The 14017-nt window shown below is 70.7% G+C and carries 13 protein-coding genes; 5 read left to right on the top strand and 8 right to left on the bottom strand.

Annotated features, from left to right (window positions below; all coding sequences use genetic code 11):
• Positions 1-78 precede the first annotated feature (78 nt).
• Genes ADL15_RS48410 through ADL15_RS48395 form a run of 4 tightly spaced genes read right to left on the bottom strand, consistent with a single transcriptional unit; the run spans position 79 to position 4247 of the window.
• Entirely contained in the window at positions 79-2043 is a 1965-nt protein-coding gene (locus ADL15_RS48410; protein WP_067707454.1) for an ABC1 kinase family protein, read from the bottom strand.
• A 23-nt stretch (positions 2044-2066) separates the two neighbouring features.
• Positions 2067-3272: an RNA polymerase sigma factor gene (locus ADL15_RS48405; RefSeq protein ID WP_067707452.1), complete on the bottom strand. Its 1206-nt coding sequence runs from the start codon at positions 3270-3272 to the stop codon at positions 2067-2069.
• Entirely contained in the window at positions 3260-3631 is a 372-nt protein-coding gene (locus ADL15_RS48400; protein WP_067707449.1) for a YciI family protein, read from the bottom strand. The genes ADL15_RS48405 and ADL15_RS48400 overlap by 13 nt, the downstream gene beginning before the upstream one ends.
• Positions 3632-3689: 58 nt before the next feature.
• A complete protein-coding gene (locus ADL15_RS48395) occupies positions 3690-4247 on the bottom strand; it encodes a dihydrofolate reductase family protein (RefSeq protein WP_067707446.1) in 558 nt (185 codons plus the stop codon).
• A 102-nt stretch (positions 4248-4349) separates the two neighbouring features.
• On the opposite strand from ADL15_RS48395, the gene ADL15_RS48390 reads away from it, so the two are divergent.
• The 5 genes from ADL15_RS48390 (at position 4350) to ADL15_RS48370 (ending at position 9513) form a co-directional block, all read left to right on the top strand.
• Positions 4350-5291, top strand: a complete 942-nt coding sequence (locus ADL15_RS48390) for an RNA polymerase subunit sigma-70 (RefSeq protein ID WP_067707443.1) — start codon at positions 4350-4352, stop codon at positions 5289-5291.
• A gap of 138 nt (positions 5292-5429) precedes the next feature.
• Positions 5430-7247: a rhamnogalacturonan lyase gene (locus ADL15_RS48385; RefSeq protein ID WP_067707440.1), complete on the top strand. Its 1818-nt coding sequence runs from the start codon at positions 5430-5432 to the stop codon at positions 7245-7247.
• A gap of 699 nt (positions 7248-7946) precedes the next feature.
• Entirely contained in the window at positions 7947-8762 is an 816-nt protein-coding gene (locus ADL15_RS48380) for an SAM-dependent methyltransferase (RefSeq protein ID WP_067707438.1), read from the top strand.
• A gap of 34 nt (positions 8763-8796) precedes the next feature.
• On the top strand, positions 8797-9261 hold the full coding sequence (locus ADL15_RS48375) for a hypothetical protein (RefSeq protein WP_157442076.1): 465 nt from the start codon (positions 8797-8799) through the stop codon (positions 9259-9261).
• A 33-nt stretch (positions 9262-9294) separates the two neighbouring features.
• Positions 9295-9513 carry a hypothetical protein gene (locus ADL15_RS48370; protein ID WP_067707432.1) on the top strand — a complete coding sequence of 73 codons (219 nt, stop codon included), beginning with the start codon at positions 9295-9297 and terminating at the stop codon, positions 9511-9513.
• 71 nt (positions 9514-9584) lie between these two features.
• On the opposite strand, the gene ADL15_RS48365 is transcribed toward ADL15_RS48370, so the two are convergent.
• The 4 genes from ADL15_RS48365 to ADL15_RS48350 are packed head-to-tail and all read right to left on the bottom strand — an operon-like array spanning position 9585 to position 14017.
• Positions 9585-10094 (bottom strand): hypothetical protein, encoded by a 510-nt coding sequence (locus ADL15_RS48365; protein WP_067707429.1) that lies wholly within the window; start codon positions 10092-10094, stop codon positions 9585-9587.
• A gap of 1 nt (position 10095) precedes the next feature.
• The gene (locus tag ADL15_RS48360) at positions 10096-12204 is read right to left on the bottom strand and encodes a hypothetical protein (protein WP_067707426.1); all 2109 of its coding nucleotides are present in this window, start codon (positions 12202-12204) and stop codon (positions 10096-10098) included.
• Entirely contained in the window at positions 12201-13604 is a 1404-nt protein-coding gene (locus ADL15_RS48355; RefSeq protein WP_067707424.1) for a phage tail tape measure protein, read from the bottom strand. Before ADL15_RS48355 ends, ADL15_RS48360 begins: the two co-directional genes overlap by 4 nt.
• On the bottom strand, positions 13604-14017 hold the full coding sequence (locus tag ADL15_RS48350; RefSeq protein ID WP_067707421.1) for a hypothetical protein: 414 nt from the start codon (positions 14015-14017) through the stop codon (positions 13604-13606). The genes ADL15_RS48355 and ADL15_RS48350 overlap by 1 nt, the downstream gene beginning before the upstream one ends.

Raw genomic sequence — 14017 nt, 5'->3', positions numbered from 1 at the left:
CTCGGCTGGTGCTCAGGGGTGCCTCACCATCCGCGAGACGACCCTGAGCGCCGGCCGGGGTCGGGCAGCGGGCGGCCGCTAGTCGCGGCGGAGCACGACGATCAGGACGCGCAGGACGAGGACCACCGAGATGGTCAGCAGGCCGTAGCCGAGCAGCGGGAACAGGCTGATGCCCGCGCTGACCCGCGGGCCTTCGCCGCTCCCGAGCAGCAGCGTCGCCATCACGCCGGCCGCGGCGCCGATCACCGTGAGCAGCGTGCGGTGGATCAGGCCGGTGACCAGGCGGCGGTCCTGATCGTCGGAGAAGAGGCGGACGTTGAGGCGCAGACGTCCGTTCTCGATCGTGTCGCCGATGCGGTCCAGGCGGCGCGGGAGGCCGCGCATCATCGGCAGCAGCGTGATCAGTTCTTCCTGGAGGGTGCGGGGGAGGTGCTGCGGGTCGAGCATCTCGGTGAGGCGGCGTCCGGCGACGGCGCGGGCCTGGCCGATCAGGTCGAAGCCGGGGCGCAGCAGGCCGAGGGTGCCCTCCAGGGTGGTGAAGGCGCGGAAGACCGCGGCGACCGGTGCGGGCACGCCGAGGCCGTGCGACGTGAACGTCCGCAACAGTGCGGAGACCGCCGCGACGCCGGCGCTGCTGCCGGGCGCCGCGTAGCGGACCAGCAACATGCCGAGCGCCCGCTGCAGCTCCCGCTCATCGACCTCGCCACCGCGGTCGGCCAGGTCGAGCAGGGCGTCGCTGGCGGCGACCGGGTCACCGCGGCCGACGGCGGCCAGCAGCCGCCCGACCGCGGCCCGGGTCACCGTGTCGAGCCGGCCGACCGAGCCCAGGTCGAGCATGCCGAGCGTGCCGTCCGCGCCGACCAGCAGGTTTCCCGGGTGCAGGTCGGCGTGGAAGATGCCGTGGATCAGCACCTGGTCGAGCAGGCTGTCGAGCAGGTCCGCGGCGATCGCCTGCCGCCGGTCGTCGTCGAGCCGGGCCAGCACCGGCTCGGCCGCGCCGAGCGGGGTGCCGGGGAGCCGGCGCATCACCAGGACGCGTTCCGAGCTGAACTCCGCGTACGCGAGAGGCACCTGAACGCCCCGCCGCGGTGACATCGCCAGGGCCGCGGCCATCGTCTGCAGGTTGTCGCGTTCGACGGTGAAGTCGAGTTCCTCACGCAGCGCCTCGGCGAAGCCGAGCGCCAGTCCGCGCACGCCGAACGACCGCCCCCACGACGTGCGCGCCTCGAGAGCCTCGGCGAGCCGGACCAGGATGTCGAGGTCCCGTTCCACTACGGCCCCGATGCCCGGCCGCTGCACCTTGACCACGACCGGGGTCCCGTCCGGCAGCCGGGCGGTGTGGACCTGCGCGATCGACGCCGCCGCGAGGGGCTCCCGGTCGATCTCGGCGAAGACCCGGTCGCCGAGTTCGGCCTCGAGGACGGCGGCGATCTGGTCCCACGGCACCGGGGTGGCCCGGTCCTGCAGCGCGGTCAGCTCCTCGACGAACTCGGCGGGCAGCAGGTCCCGCCGGGTCGATAGCAGCTGGCCGACCTTGACGAACGTGACACCGCCCTCGTCCAGTGCGTCCCGCAGCGACCGGGCGAGCCGGCGCCGGGCGGCGGCCGAGGTCGGCCCGGCCTGCGGGCGGCCGCGCAGGAACCGGCCGAGGCCGTGCCGGAGCGCGATCCGCACGATCGTCGAGTACCGCCGGGTCCGCGCGATCCGCCGCCGGGTGCCGCGCCACACCTCCACCGGCCCGGGCATCGACCCGGTCGGCAGCAACACCTCCAGGACGACCAGGGCGGCCATGGCGAGCAGCGCCGCGAGGCCGGCCGCCGCGAGGACGAGCAGGACGCCCTCGGCGAGCCCGACGTTCTTCGGGTCCGGCGGGGCCAGCCCGGCCAGCACCGGGGACGTCACGAGCAGCGCCAGCACGGCCGCGAGCAGGGTCCGGCCGGGTCCGACCCGGACGCCGAGCAGCCGCCGGATGATCGCGGCGAACAGCCACACGATGAGGGCCAGGAACGGGATGAACAACAATATCGAGAACACGTTCGCCACCCGGCGACCATAGGCGAGTTTCGCTACGTCATGGGGGCGCGGCGCCGTCGCAGGTGCTCGCGTTCGGCGTGGTCGTGGGTGAGGCTGATCGCGGTGTCGTAGGCGGATACCGCCTCCGCGGCCCGGCCGAGCTTCGCCAGCAGGTGGGCGCGGGTGACCCAGGCCGGCTGGAAGCGGCCCGGGTCGGTGAGCAGCGCGAGCCCGGCCGCCGGACCGTGCACCTCGGCGGACACCGCGGCCAGCGCGACGGCGCCGCCCCGCGACGGGGCGATCTCCTGGAGCACCCGGTGCAGGCCGAGCAGCGACTCCCAGTCGGTCGGGGCGGTGGCGGTTCGCGCGCAGTGCACCGCCTGGATCGCCGCTTCGAGCTGGAAGCGGCCGAGCTGCCCGCGGGCGTGTGCGGCGCGCAGGTGCCGGTGCGCGCGGTCGATCAGCGACCGGTCCCACGACGCCGGGTCCTGATCGGCGAGCGGCACGAACCGGCCCCGCTCGTCGAGCCGGGCCGCGGACCGGGCGGTGGAGAGCTGGATCAGCGCGGCCAGCCCGTGCGCTTCGGGGTCCGCGGGGACCAGCGTGGTCAGCACCTCGGCGAGGTGCACGGCCTCGGTGGGCAGCGGGCGCTCCTGCGGGCCGGTGGTGCCCCAGTCGATCACGTGCACGCCGTAGACCGCTTCCAGCACGGCGGTCATCCGGTCCGGCAGGTCGCCGCGGTCCGGGATGCGGAACGGGATGCCGGCCGCCTTGATCCGCCGTTTGGCCCGGACCAGCCGGGTGGCCATCGTGGTGGCCGGCATCGAGAACGCCCGGCCGATCTGCTCGGCGGTGCAGCCGAGCACGGTGTTGAGCATCAGCGGGGTGTGCACCGTGCTGTCGATCGCCGGGTGCGCGCAGACCAGCATCAGTTCCAGGCGCCGGTCAGGGATCGCCTCCGGATCGGCGGCCGGCGCGGTCACGTCGAGCGCCGTGTCCAGGGCGACCGTGCGCTGGAAGCCGGCCGACTTCCACAGGTCCCGCAGCCGGTTGCGGGCCACGGTGAGCAGCCACGCGTCCGGGTTGGCCGGCACGCCCCGCTCCGGCCAGGTCCGGACCGCCTGCTCGAACGCGTCGGCCAGGGCGTCCTCGGCGGCGGCGAGGTCGTTCGTCGACGTGGCCAGCAGGGCGAGGAGGCGGCCGTAGCTGTCCCGGGCGGCGTGCTCCGCCGCCCGGGACGCAGATGTCAGCTCGTCCACCGGCCGTCGAGGAAGGCGGTGGCGACCGGGCGGATCTCCACCACACCCCACTGGCTGCCGGGGCACTTCTCGGCCCAGCCGATCGCGGCGTCCAGATCGGGCACGTCGACCAGGAACAACCCGGCGAGGGCCTCCTTGGTCTCGGCGAACGGGCCGTCCTGCACCCGCAGGCCACCGTCACGGCGGGTCACCGTGGTGGTGGTGTCGGAGGGCCGGAGCACGTCCGCGGAGCGCAGCACGCCGGCCTCTTCCAGTGCCGTCGCGTACGCGGCGAAGGCCTGCTGGGCCTCGGCGATCACGGCTGCGTCGAGTTCGCCCGGGGCCGGCTCGCCGTAGTGCATCAACAGTGCGTAGCGCATTGTCGTCTCCTCTCAGGTCGAGTATCACCAGGATGACGAGCGAGCCCGGCCCGGATCGTCAGGCGCGGCGAAGAATCGTCAGCGTGGTGACGTCACCCGGCTCGACGTGGGTGAACCGGAACTCGGCGGGCCGGCCGGCGGCGAAGAGCGGATCACCCGACCCCGTGACGATCGGGAACGTCACCAGCCGGTACTCGTCGACCAGGTCGGCGGCGGCCAGTGCGTGCACCACGCTGAGACTGCCGATCACCACGATGTCGCGATCGGCCCGTTCGGCCTTGGCCCAGGTGATCGCGTCGCCGTCGATGGCTTGCGAGTGCTGCCAGGCGGCGGCGTCGATGCCGGTCCGGGTCGCGACGGCCTTGGGTACGGCGTTCATCCGCCTGGCGTAGTCGCCCTCCCGGGACGGCCAGACCTTGGCGAAGTTCTCCCAGGTCTTCCGCCCGTACAGGTGGACACCCCGGTCCATCCGCGGGCCGAGACCGAACCTGTCGTCGCTGACCGGGCCGGTCCCGTGCCGGAAGGCCCAGCCGCCGTGCGAGGTACCGCCGCGGCCGTCCGGGTCGGAGGCCACGCCGTCCAGCGTGCAGAATGCGATGACGATGATGTCGCCCATCAGGGGCTCCCTCTGCTCGTGGCGGCTCGGTTCCGGGCCGCTCACCCGGTATCTACCGGCGCCGGGCGGCGAACTCATCGCCCCAGTGGCAGGGAGTTTCCGGTGAGCCTCGATCGGCACGAAGAGTTCCGCGGTGACCTGCTCGCGCACTGCTACCGGATGCTCGGTTCGTTCCACGAGGCCGAGGACGTCGTCCAGGAGACCATGGTGCGGGCCTGGCGGGCCGCCGACCGGTACGACCCCCGGCAGGCCTCGGTGCGCACGTGGCTCTACCGGATCGCCACCAACGCGTGCCTGACCGCGCTGGAGGGCCGGACCCGGCGCCCGTTGCCGAGCGGGCTCGGCCCGGCCGGCGACGACCCGCACGTGGCGCTCACCCCGCGCCGGGACATCCCGTGGCTGCAGCCGTTCCCGGACGCCCGGCTCGGTGACCCGGCGGACGCCGCCCAGCAGCGTGCCGGGCTGCGGCTGGCCCTGGTCGCGGCTCTGCAACTGCTGCCCGCCCGGCAGCGCGCGGCGCTGTTGCTGCGGGACGTGCTGCGGATGCCGGCCGCCGAGGTGGCGCAGATCCTGGACAGCAGTGTCGCTTCGGTGAACAGCAGTCTGCAGCGGGCCCGGGTCACGCTCCGGGCGGCCGCGCCCGACATCGACGAGTTGCGCGAACCGGTGGATCCCGGCGAGCGCGCCGTGGTGGAGCGCTATCTGGCCGCGTTCGAGGCGGCCGACGTGCCCCGGCTGACCCGGTTGCTCGCCGACGACGTGGTGCTGGAGATGCCGCCGGTCGCGCTCTGGCTGGCCGGGCGGGTCCACTACCGGCAGTTCATCGAGCGGGTCTTCGGCATGCACGGCGCCGGGTGGCAGATGGTGCCGGTACCGGCGAACGGGGGCCCGGCGCTGGCCGCGTTCACCCCGGACCGGAAACCGCACTCGGTGCAGCTGTTCACCGTCGCGGGCGGGCTGATCCGACGCTGTGTCACGTTCGTCGACCCGGCCGTGGTCGGCGTGTTCCTGCCGCCGGGGGATGGGAAAGCGTATTCCCGCTGACGCGAGGCGTTGCACCCATTTGCCTTCATCGATAGCATCGGCCTGTCAAAAGTTACGGTCCGGTTAACTGGGCGGTGTGCTGAATCCCCGTCAGCGCATCGCCTCATCCCCAGTCCCCCATCCACGTTGGGATCCCCCATGCCCCGAATCAGAATGCTGTCCGGTATGACCGCGGCCGCCGCCGCGGTGCTGCTGGCCGTCGGCGGCGTCCCCGCCGCCGAAGCCGCTTCCCCGGCCGAAGCCGCGTCCCCGGCGGTCACGACCGACAACCTCGACCGCGGGCTGATCAGCCTGCGCACCCCGACCGGCAACTTCCTGTCCTGGCGGTTGCTGCAGGCCGACCCGGCCGGCGTCGCGTTCCACGTGTATCGCGGCGGGACGCTGGTGAAGACCACGTCCGGCACCAACTTCACCGACACCGGTGCGCCGGTCGGCGCGTCGTACACGGTGCGTCCGGTGGTGGCCGGCGCCGAGACTCTCGCCGCTGCCACTCCGGCCGTGGCGCTGGCGGCGGCGTACCAGGACGTGCCGATCCAGGTGCCGGCCGGTGGGACGACGCCGGACGGGGTGGCGTACACGTACTCCGCCAACGACGCGTCGGTCGGTGACCTGGACGGCGACGGGTCGTACGAGATCGTCCTCAAGTGGGATCCGTCGAACGCCAAGGACAACTCCCAGTCCGGCTACACCGGCAACGTCTACATCGACGCGTACAAGCTCAACGGCACCCGGCTGTGGCGGCTCAACCTCGGCAGGAACATCCGGGCCGGCGCGCACTACACCCAGTTCCAGGTGTTCGACTACGACTCGGACGGCAAGGCCGAGGTGGTGATGAAGACCGCCGACGGCACCACCGACGGCACCGGCGTGGTGATCGGCAGCTCCAGCGCCGACTATCGCAACTCGTCGGGATACGTGCTGTCCGGCCCGGAGTACCTGACCGTCTTCAACGGACAGACCGGCAAGGCGATGGCCACCGCCGACTACGTGGTGCCGCGGGGCACCGTCTCGTCCTGGGGTGACAGCTACGGCAACCGGGTCGACCGGTTCCTGGCCGGCACCGCGTACGTGACCGGCTCGTACCCGAGCATCATCATGGCCCGCGGCTACTACACCCGCTCGGTCGTGGTGGCCTGGGACTACCGCAACGGCGCGCTGACCCGGCGCTGGACGTTCGACAGCAACTCGTCCACGAACGGTTCCGCCTGGACCGGTCAGGGCAACCACCAGCTCTCCATCGCCGACGTCGACGCGGACGGCAAGGACGAGATCCTCTACGGCGCGATGGCCATCGACGACAACGGCGCCGGCCTGTGGGTGAACGGCCAGGGGCACGGCGACGCGTACCACGTCGGCGACCTGATCCCGAGCCGCTCCGGCCTGGAGATCTTCAAGGTCGACGAGGGCACCACGAAGCTCGCCGCCTGGATGGCCGACGCCCGCACCGGTCAGATCATCTGGTCGAACGCGTCGTGCGGCTGCGACAACGGCCGCGGCGTCTCCGACGACATCTACGCCGGCAGCCCCGGCGCGGAGTCCTGGTCGTCCGCGGTCTCCGGCCTCTTCAACACGTCCGGCCAGAACATCGGCCGCAAACCGTCCAGCGCCAACTTCGTCATCTGGTGGGACGGCGACGCCCAGCGCGAACTGCTCGACGGCACCCACATCGACAAGTACGGCACCAACGCCGACACCAGGCTGCTGACCGCGAGCGACGTCCACTCCAACAACAGCACCAAGGCCACCCCGTCGCTCCAGGCCGACATCCTCGGCGACTGGCGCGAGGAGGTCATCTGGCCGACCACGAACAACACCGCCCTGCGCATCTATTCCACAACGGATGCCACGAGCATCTCGCACGTCTCCCTGATGCAGGACCGCATGTACCGCGAGGCCGTGGCCTGGCAGAACACGGCTTACAACCAGCCGCCGCACCCGTCGTTCGCCATCGGCTGAGGTTCGCTTAAAGATCAAATTCAAGATGTCGTGCGTCCGCCGGGATGCAGATCGTCGCTCCCGCCGGGACCCTCCGGGCTTCGCTGGCCGCTGACGCGTCCAGAACGCGAAGCCCTCCGGGCGACGTCCGCGTGTGGTCAAGGTCAACCCTTGTGCGTGTGAAGTTCGGGTGCGCTCCGCACCCGAACTTCACACACACCGTCGGTCACCTGACAGGCCGGCCCGCCCAACCGCGCTGACCATCGCGTGCCGCTCCCGGCTGGCCGTGAGCGCCGTTATCCGACCCCGATAGGGGCCGCCGTGACCAGCCAGCAACGCGGAGCACGCGGGCGGCGCGGGGGTGCCGGCGGTCCGGGCGGCCCGGGCGGCCCGGGCGGTGCGAGCGGTGCGGGCGGTGAGAGTCCGCATTGCCGGATTGCGTGCGGCTGCCGCCCGCCTGGGGGCGGTGAACGCACGCACAGCCCGACCGCGGACCGCCACCGCCCCCGAACCCGGCCCCACGCGGAGCTCGGCCGCCCCTGAGGTTCACACGCAAGGGCCTGGCGCTCACGCGCTGGGTTTCCGGGAGGGGGCGCATCAGCCCGGATGCGGCGTCGCGGTCCGGAGGGGCCGGCGGCGTCGCGTTCAGCCACGGGACGGGGCAGTGCGGTTGGGGAGGTGTAGGTCGTACCGAAGACGTTTGTGAATTATTGTTCCACTGTGGACGAGGTTAGTGCGGCGGCGGCGGGGCTGGCGCCGGAGGTGGCGCATCCGGCTCGGCGGTATGACTACTGGCTCGGTGGGGCGGACAATTTCGCCGCGGATCGGGCTTCCGGGGATGAGCTGGAGCGGCTGTTCCCGAAAGTGCGGCTCGGGGCGCTGGCCAACCGGGCGTTGCTGGGGCGGGCCACCCGGTTCTTGGCCGCGGAGGCGGGGATCCGGCAGTTCCTGGACATCGGGACCGGGCTGCCGACCGCGGGGAACACCCATGCGGTGGCGCAGCGGTGGGCGCCGGACAGCCGAGTGGTCTATGTGGACAACGATCCGCTGGTCACGGTGCATGCGCGGGCTCTGCTGGACAGCGCTCCGGAAGGCCGGACGGCCTATCTCGAGGCCGATCTGAACGATCCGGAGTCGATTCTCGCCGATCCGGTGCTGAATGCGACGCTCGATCTGGGGCAGCCGGTCGGGCTGATGCTGATCGCGGTGCTGCATTTCCTGCACGGCGACGGCGCTGCTGAGGGAATCGTGCGGCGGCTGCTGACCGCACTGCCGCCGGGCAGTTATCTGGTGGCCACGCATGCGACGTCCGACTTCGGGACTCCGGAGCAGCAGGCGCTGTATCGGCAACTTGTCGAGCAGGGGAAATCCGACGTGTGGACGCGCGGGCGGGACGAATTCACCGGGCTGTTCGACGGGCTCGAGCTGGTCGACCCGGGCGTGGTGCCGGCCAGCGAGTGGCGGCCGGAGCCGGGGGCGGAGATCCCGCCGCGCTCCGACATCAACATCTGGACGGCTGTCGGCCGGAAACCTTGACCCAGCCATCGGTGATCACCCAGGCTGATCCGCTGTGCGGAGAATCGCGGTGGTGCTGGCCCTGCTGGTGACGATGGTGGTGATTCCCGCGTCCCCGGCCGTGGCGGCGATCCCGGCCGGGCTCACCCACCTCGGTAACGCCCGGCAGGTGATCGTGGTGTCCGGGACGAGCTGGGGCTCGACCCGGGCGACGCTGCGCGCCTATCAGCGCGGGACCGACGGTAGGTGGCGGCAGGTCTTCGCGGCGATGACCGCCAGGACCGGGTACGGCGGGTGGGCGTGGGCGTCGCAACGCGTCCAGGACACCGGGCAGACACCGGCCGGGACGTTCACCATCACGCGGGCGTTCGGGGTGCGGGCCGACCCGGGGACGCGGCTGCCGTACCGGAAGGTGGACGGGAACGACTACTGGGTGGGTGACCGGCGGGACCCGCGGACGTACAACGTCTTCCAGCCGTCGGCGTCGAAGAACCGCACCTGGCGCATCTCCCAAGTTTAGTGGCGTTAGAACCCATGTAACTGAGGAGCACTCATGCAACCGACCACGACCACCGCCAGCAGCAACGGGCACAAGCGGATCGATCAGCCGGTGCTGACCAGCCGCGCCGAGCTGCAGCGCATGATCCGCGCAGAGGTCGCCGCGGTAGCGGCGCGGCCGCAGCGGGGCACCTCGGTCGCCACCATCGTCGCGCTGATCTGGCTCGGGCTCACGCTCGCCGCGGCCCTGACGGGTGCGATCGACTTCGTCTAGAACATCCGTACGAAGAAACGCCCGGGCAGAGGGAGCGCCATCCCCCGCCCGGGCGTTCGTCTGTGAGGGCCCTACAGCGGCCGTAGGTACTTCACCCGGAAGAACGACGTGGAGGTGGCGTTGACGAACGTGCTGGCCGCCGCGGCCGCGGTGTTGGTCTGAAGGCCGTACAGCTCGAGGTAGTCCGTCGTCCCGTTCATGGCGATCTCAACCGGCGAGTGGTGGACGGAGCGCACCGTGTTCGTGGCGTTCGGGCCGACCCGGTGCGGGGTCTCCAGCGTGGTCGAGCCGTTCTTTTTGATCGAGGCCTGGAGCGTGGTGTAGTCCGCCCTGGCCGCCCAGTACACGGCGCCGACCGCCTCGTAGATCCCGGCGATGTTCGGCGTGATCCGGGAGTTGTTCGTCGTCTCCGAGTGCCAGCCGTGAGTATCGAACAGCTCCGAGCTCGTCCCGAACGTGATCAGGACATCGGCGTTGTTCGTGAACGCGGCGGACTGCGCGGTGGTCTGGATCAGGCGGCAGATCGGCACGTAGATCGTGTTGGCCACGTCGGACCAGAACGCCTTGTCGCCTGCGCTCATCTCACAGTCCCCATCTCTTGTAGTCGTTGACGGTCACCTGCGTGCCCGCGCTCTGTGCCTTGATCACGCCGTTGACGGACCGGATGGCCGTGATCGTCTGGAGATAGGTGCCGCCGGATGGGACCGGTGCGGTGATCGCGGTCGCGGTGACGCGCTCGCCGCCGATCATCAGGTCGAGCGGCAGGGACGCGGGCGCGGTGGTCAGCACATCGGCGAGGTTGCTGGTGGTCAGCGCCAGACTTGTGGCAGTGCTGGTAGCGGCGGACGCCAGGGTGGTGGTCGCGGTGTCCCACCGCCAATCGGTGGCGTCCCAGATCCCGACCCGGTAGGCCTCGTAGGGCTCGACCTGGATCGTTACCCGGCGCTCGATCGCACCAGTGACGCCCTTCATACCGGTCACCAGCAGGTGGATATCGTCGGGCGGGTAGCCGGTGATCACGACATGGTGTCCGGGCCGGAGCGCGGCGACGGTGGCGATCAGCCCGGGGTTGGCCAGCAGGTCAACGGTGAACTCCCCGTAGCGCGGGCCCTCGGTGGTCAGGCGCGCCAGCTCCCAATTCGCCCGCTCGGTGACATCCGAGGCGGCGTAGAGGTTCACGTCGAGCGAGCCGCGCTTCTCGCTGATCCCGGCCGGCGGCGGCTGCGTCGAGTTGAGCCCGCTGGTCAGCGACGCCGTGTACTCGCCCTGGTCGCCGTTCTTGATCGTGATCGTGTTGACGACGTTGCTGGTGTCGGTGAGCCGGCGGAACGGGATGGCGATCTGCCCGGCTGCGTAGTCGAACGTGGCGTCCGGGGTCCGGGAGTACGAGCCGCGCCGGGTGAAGAACCGCATGCCCGCCACGGTCGGTTCGTCGTTGATTCGGCCGCCGTCCGTCTGGACGATGTCCTTCAGGATGTTCGCCACGGTGTCAATGGGCTGCGGGCCCATCTTCATGGTCGAGGGCGCGACGCCACCGGTGTAGAAAGCGCCGCCGGACAGGCCGATGTCCGCGAGGTTTCGGGTGTACCGGTCGAGCGCGCGCTCCCCCGTGTAGCCGTTGAAGACCATCAGGGCGTCGGCGGACTGCAGGTCGTCGGCGACGCCGGTCACCGCGAACACGTGCGAGAGCCAGCTCCCGTCCGCCGTGGCGTTCCCATCGTGCCACCAGCCCCTCAGCGCGCCCACCGTGCCGACGAAACCGTCCGTGGTGCCCAGCGGCGCGGTCGCACCCTGTTGGTACCAGGCGGGCTCGACGACCACGTTGCCGCCGGACTGCGACACCTTGAAGCGCATGGTCACCCAGCTGGTGGGCGGCGCCGCCGTGAACGTGATGTTGGACGACTGGAGCGAGACCCCGTTCACGTCGGCGCACGACCACCGCCAGGCGGTATCAGTGAACTCCGCGAGCCAGGTGTAGCCGTTGCTGGTGGTCCACCGCAGGATGCGGCCGTAGACCCCCGAGCCGGGGAGCGCGTCCGCCAGGAACGAGAAAGAGATCTGCCAGCCAGCGGTACTGCTGGCGGACTTGAAGGTGCCGGCCAACTGGGTGTCCGCGCTGAGGCGGACCGTGCTGGCCGCGCCGAACGGCCGCTCCGACTCCTCTAACGAGGGCGCGCCCTTGACCGTGCCGGCCTTACCTGCGGCGAGCGTGTTGGTCAGCGTGCGCGCGTACCGGGGGTCCTCGAGGGGCCAATGCCCGAGCGACGTCGCCCGGGCGGAGATGGTCCGGAACATAGGGGAGCGCACCGGGTCGGTCCAGCCGGAGATCCGATCGAGCTGCCCGTTCGCGGTGAACGAGACCCAGGATCGCCCCCGGTGCTGGCCCGGCTGGTGCTCGGGGGTCCGGTCCGGCACCCAGGAATTCGCCTCGCCGTAGACGTACGTGGTGCCGTCGATCCGCAGCCGCGCCGGGGTGGCGCGGCCGGCGACCCCGTAGATCGGCGACTCCGGCCGCGCCGGGTCCCAATCGAGCGAGTCGTTGTCGATCTCGCAGGTGATCTCCGACGGGTAGGGCCACGACGTGCCGTACGCCTCGTTCCCCCAGGAAAAGCTGGCAGGGGTCGCGGTGTAGAGCGGCACGTCGGTCCATACCCCGGCGAGCAGCACCTGAAGGGAGACGTCCTGGCTCATGCCCGCAGCGCTCCGCCCACGACCTTGACGCCGAGCGACGTCGCTCGGCCGCCGCGCCGCGCGACCTCCGGCGCGATGACGTCGAGCAGCGCGGCGCCCAGCGAGCCCATGTCGATCCGGAGCCACTGCTCCCCGCCGCCGCCGCCGCTACCCACTGCGGGCGTGACCCGCTCGCCAGCCTGGAGCACGGCGAGCTGCTCGCTGCCGGGCGGGCCCCCGACCACGCCACCAGAGTGGAAGTGCGGCAGCTGCGGCGCCGAGATGCTGTTCCCGCCGACCCCCGGGACCCACCCGGGCACCGACCAGTGCAGCCGGCCGATCGTGTTGTTCCACGCGTCGGCGACCAGGTTGAACGCGGCTTTGAACGGCGCGAAAATGAAGTCTTTGATCTTGGAGAACGAGGTCTTGAGCTTGCCGGGGAGGGTCTTCATCCACTCCCACACGTCCATCGCCTTGTTCTTGATCGAGTCCCATGCGCCCTTGATCCACTTGCCCCACAGGGTGTCGCGGAACCACCGACCGACCGCAGCAGCGGCGTCTTTGATCGCGCCCCACGCGGTCTTCCAGGCGGTCTGAAACCACGTCGTCTTGGTGGCGATCAGCACGATGATGGCGATCAGCGCGACTATGCCGAGGATGATCCAGGTCGTAGGCGAGACCAGCTGAGCGGCGTTCCACGCCAGCTGGGCCGCGGTGACCAGCCCGACGACCGCCATCAGTCCGGACAGTAGCGGGGTGACCATTGCGATCTGATCGGCCCACTTTTGCATGTCCGGCGGGTTGGCCGCCTTCTCCGCCTCGGTCAGGTCGAGCTGTGCGTCGGTCTGGTCGAGCATGGCGGTCTTTTCGTCGTCATGCGCGCGCTTACTGTCCTCCGTGGCCTGCTTGACGTCCTGCTTCGCGCGCTTAAGGTCGATCATGGCGCGCTTGGCATCGTCACTGTTCTTCCCGTGCTTCTTGACCGCCTTGTCGTAATCCTCTTGCGCGTCCGCGACGTCGAGATTTGCCTCTTCGAGATCGATCGCGGCCACGCCCGCGTCGAGCTGCGCCTGTTTCTGGTCGCGGATCGCCGTGTTGTAGTCCTGCTGGGCGCGCTTCACGTCCTGGAGAGCGCGCTTCATTTCCTGCGCCTTGGTATCCGCGGAGTTCTGGATATCCACGACCGCCTGAAGACCCTCGGACGCCGCACTAAAGGCGTCCGTTACGCCCGAGACGCCTGCGCCGAGGCTGCCGAGCTTCGTGGTCAGGTCAGCCGATTCGGTGCCGGATTTCTTGAAGCTGTCCGTGGTGTCGTCGGACGCCGTGGTCACGCCGTCGAGAGACTGCTCCGCCTTCTTGCTGGCCGCGGCCAGCTTGGTGGCGTCGCCGGCAAACTCCAGGTTGACGGTGTTGCCGGCCATCAGTCCACGTCCAATCCGGCGCCACGGGCCACCTCGGTAAGGCCATCGAGCAGCAGCTGCTGAATCTCCGGGGTGATCTCCGCGAGGGTCACGTAGACGTAGCGCCCCTCTCGGTAGAACGGGCGCACGACCGAACCGCGGATCCCGGTGCGGCCGCCGAAGTCGAGCCACGGGAAGTAAGGGGCTCGACGGCCGCCGACCGATACGCGCGCGGAAGTCCTGGTGCTCTTGGCCTTCATCGAGGCGACGGCGTTGCCGCTGATCCGGGGGACCTTCGGCGTGGTCCGCTTGATCAGCAGGTTCGCTGCCTCGTTGTGCACGAGGCGGAGCTGCTTCGGCGCCTCACTGTCGAGCTGGCGCAGGCTGCGGGAGAACTCCGCCAGGCCCTCGATCCTGATCACTGACTCCGGCAT

The sequence above is a fragment of the Actinoplanes awajinensis subsp. mycoplanecinus genome (genome assembly GCF_001509495.1).
Taxonomy (GTDB): Bacteria; Actinomycetota; Actinomycetes; order Mycobacteriales; family Micromonosporaceae; genus Actinoplanes; species Actinoplanes palleronii.
This window is presented reverse-complemented; position numbering and strand designations above follow the sequence as displayed.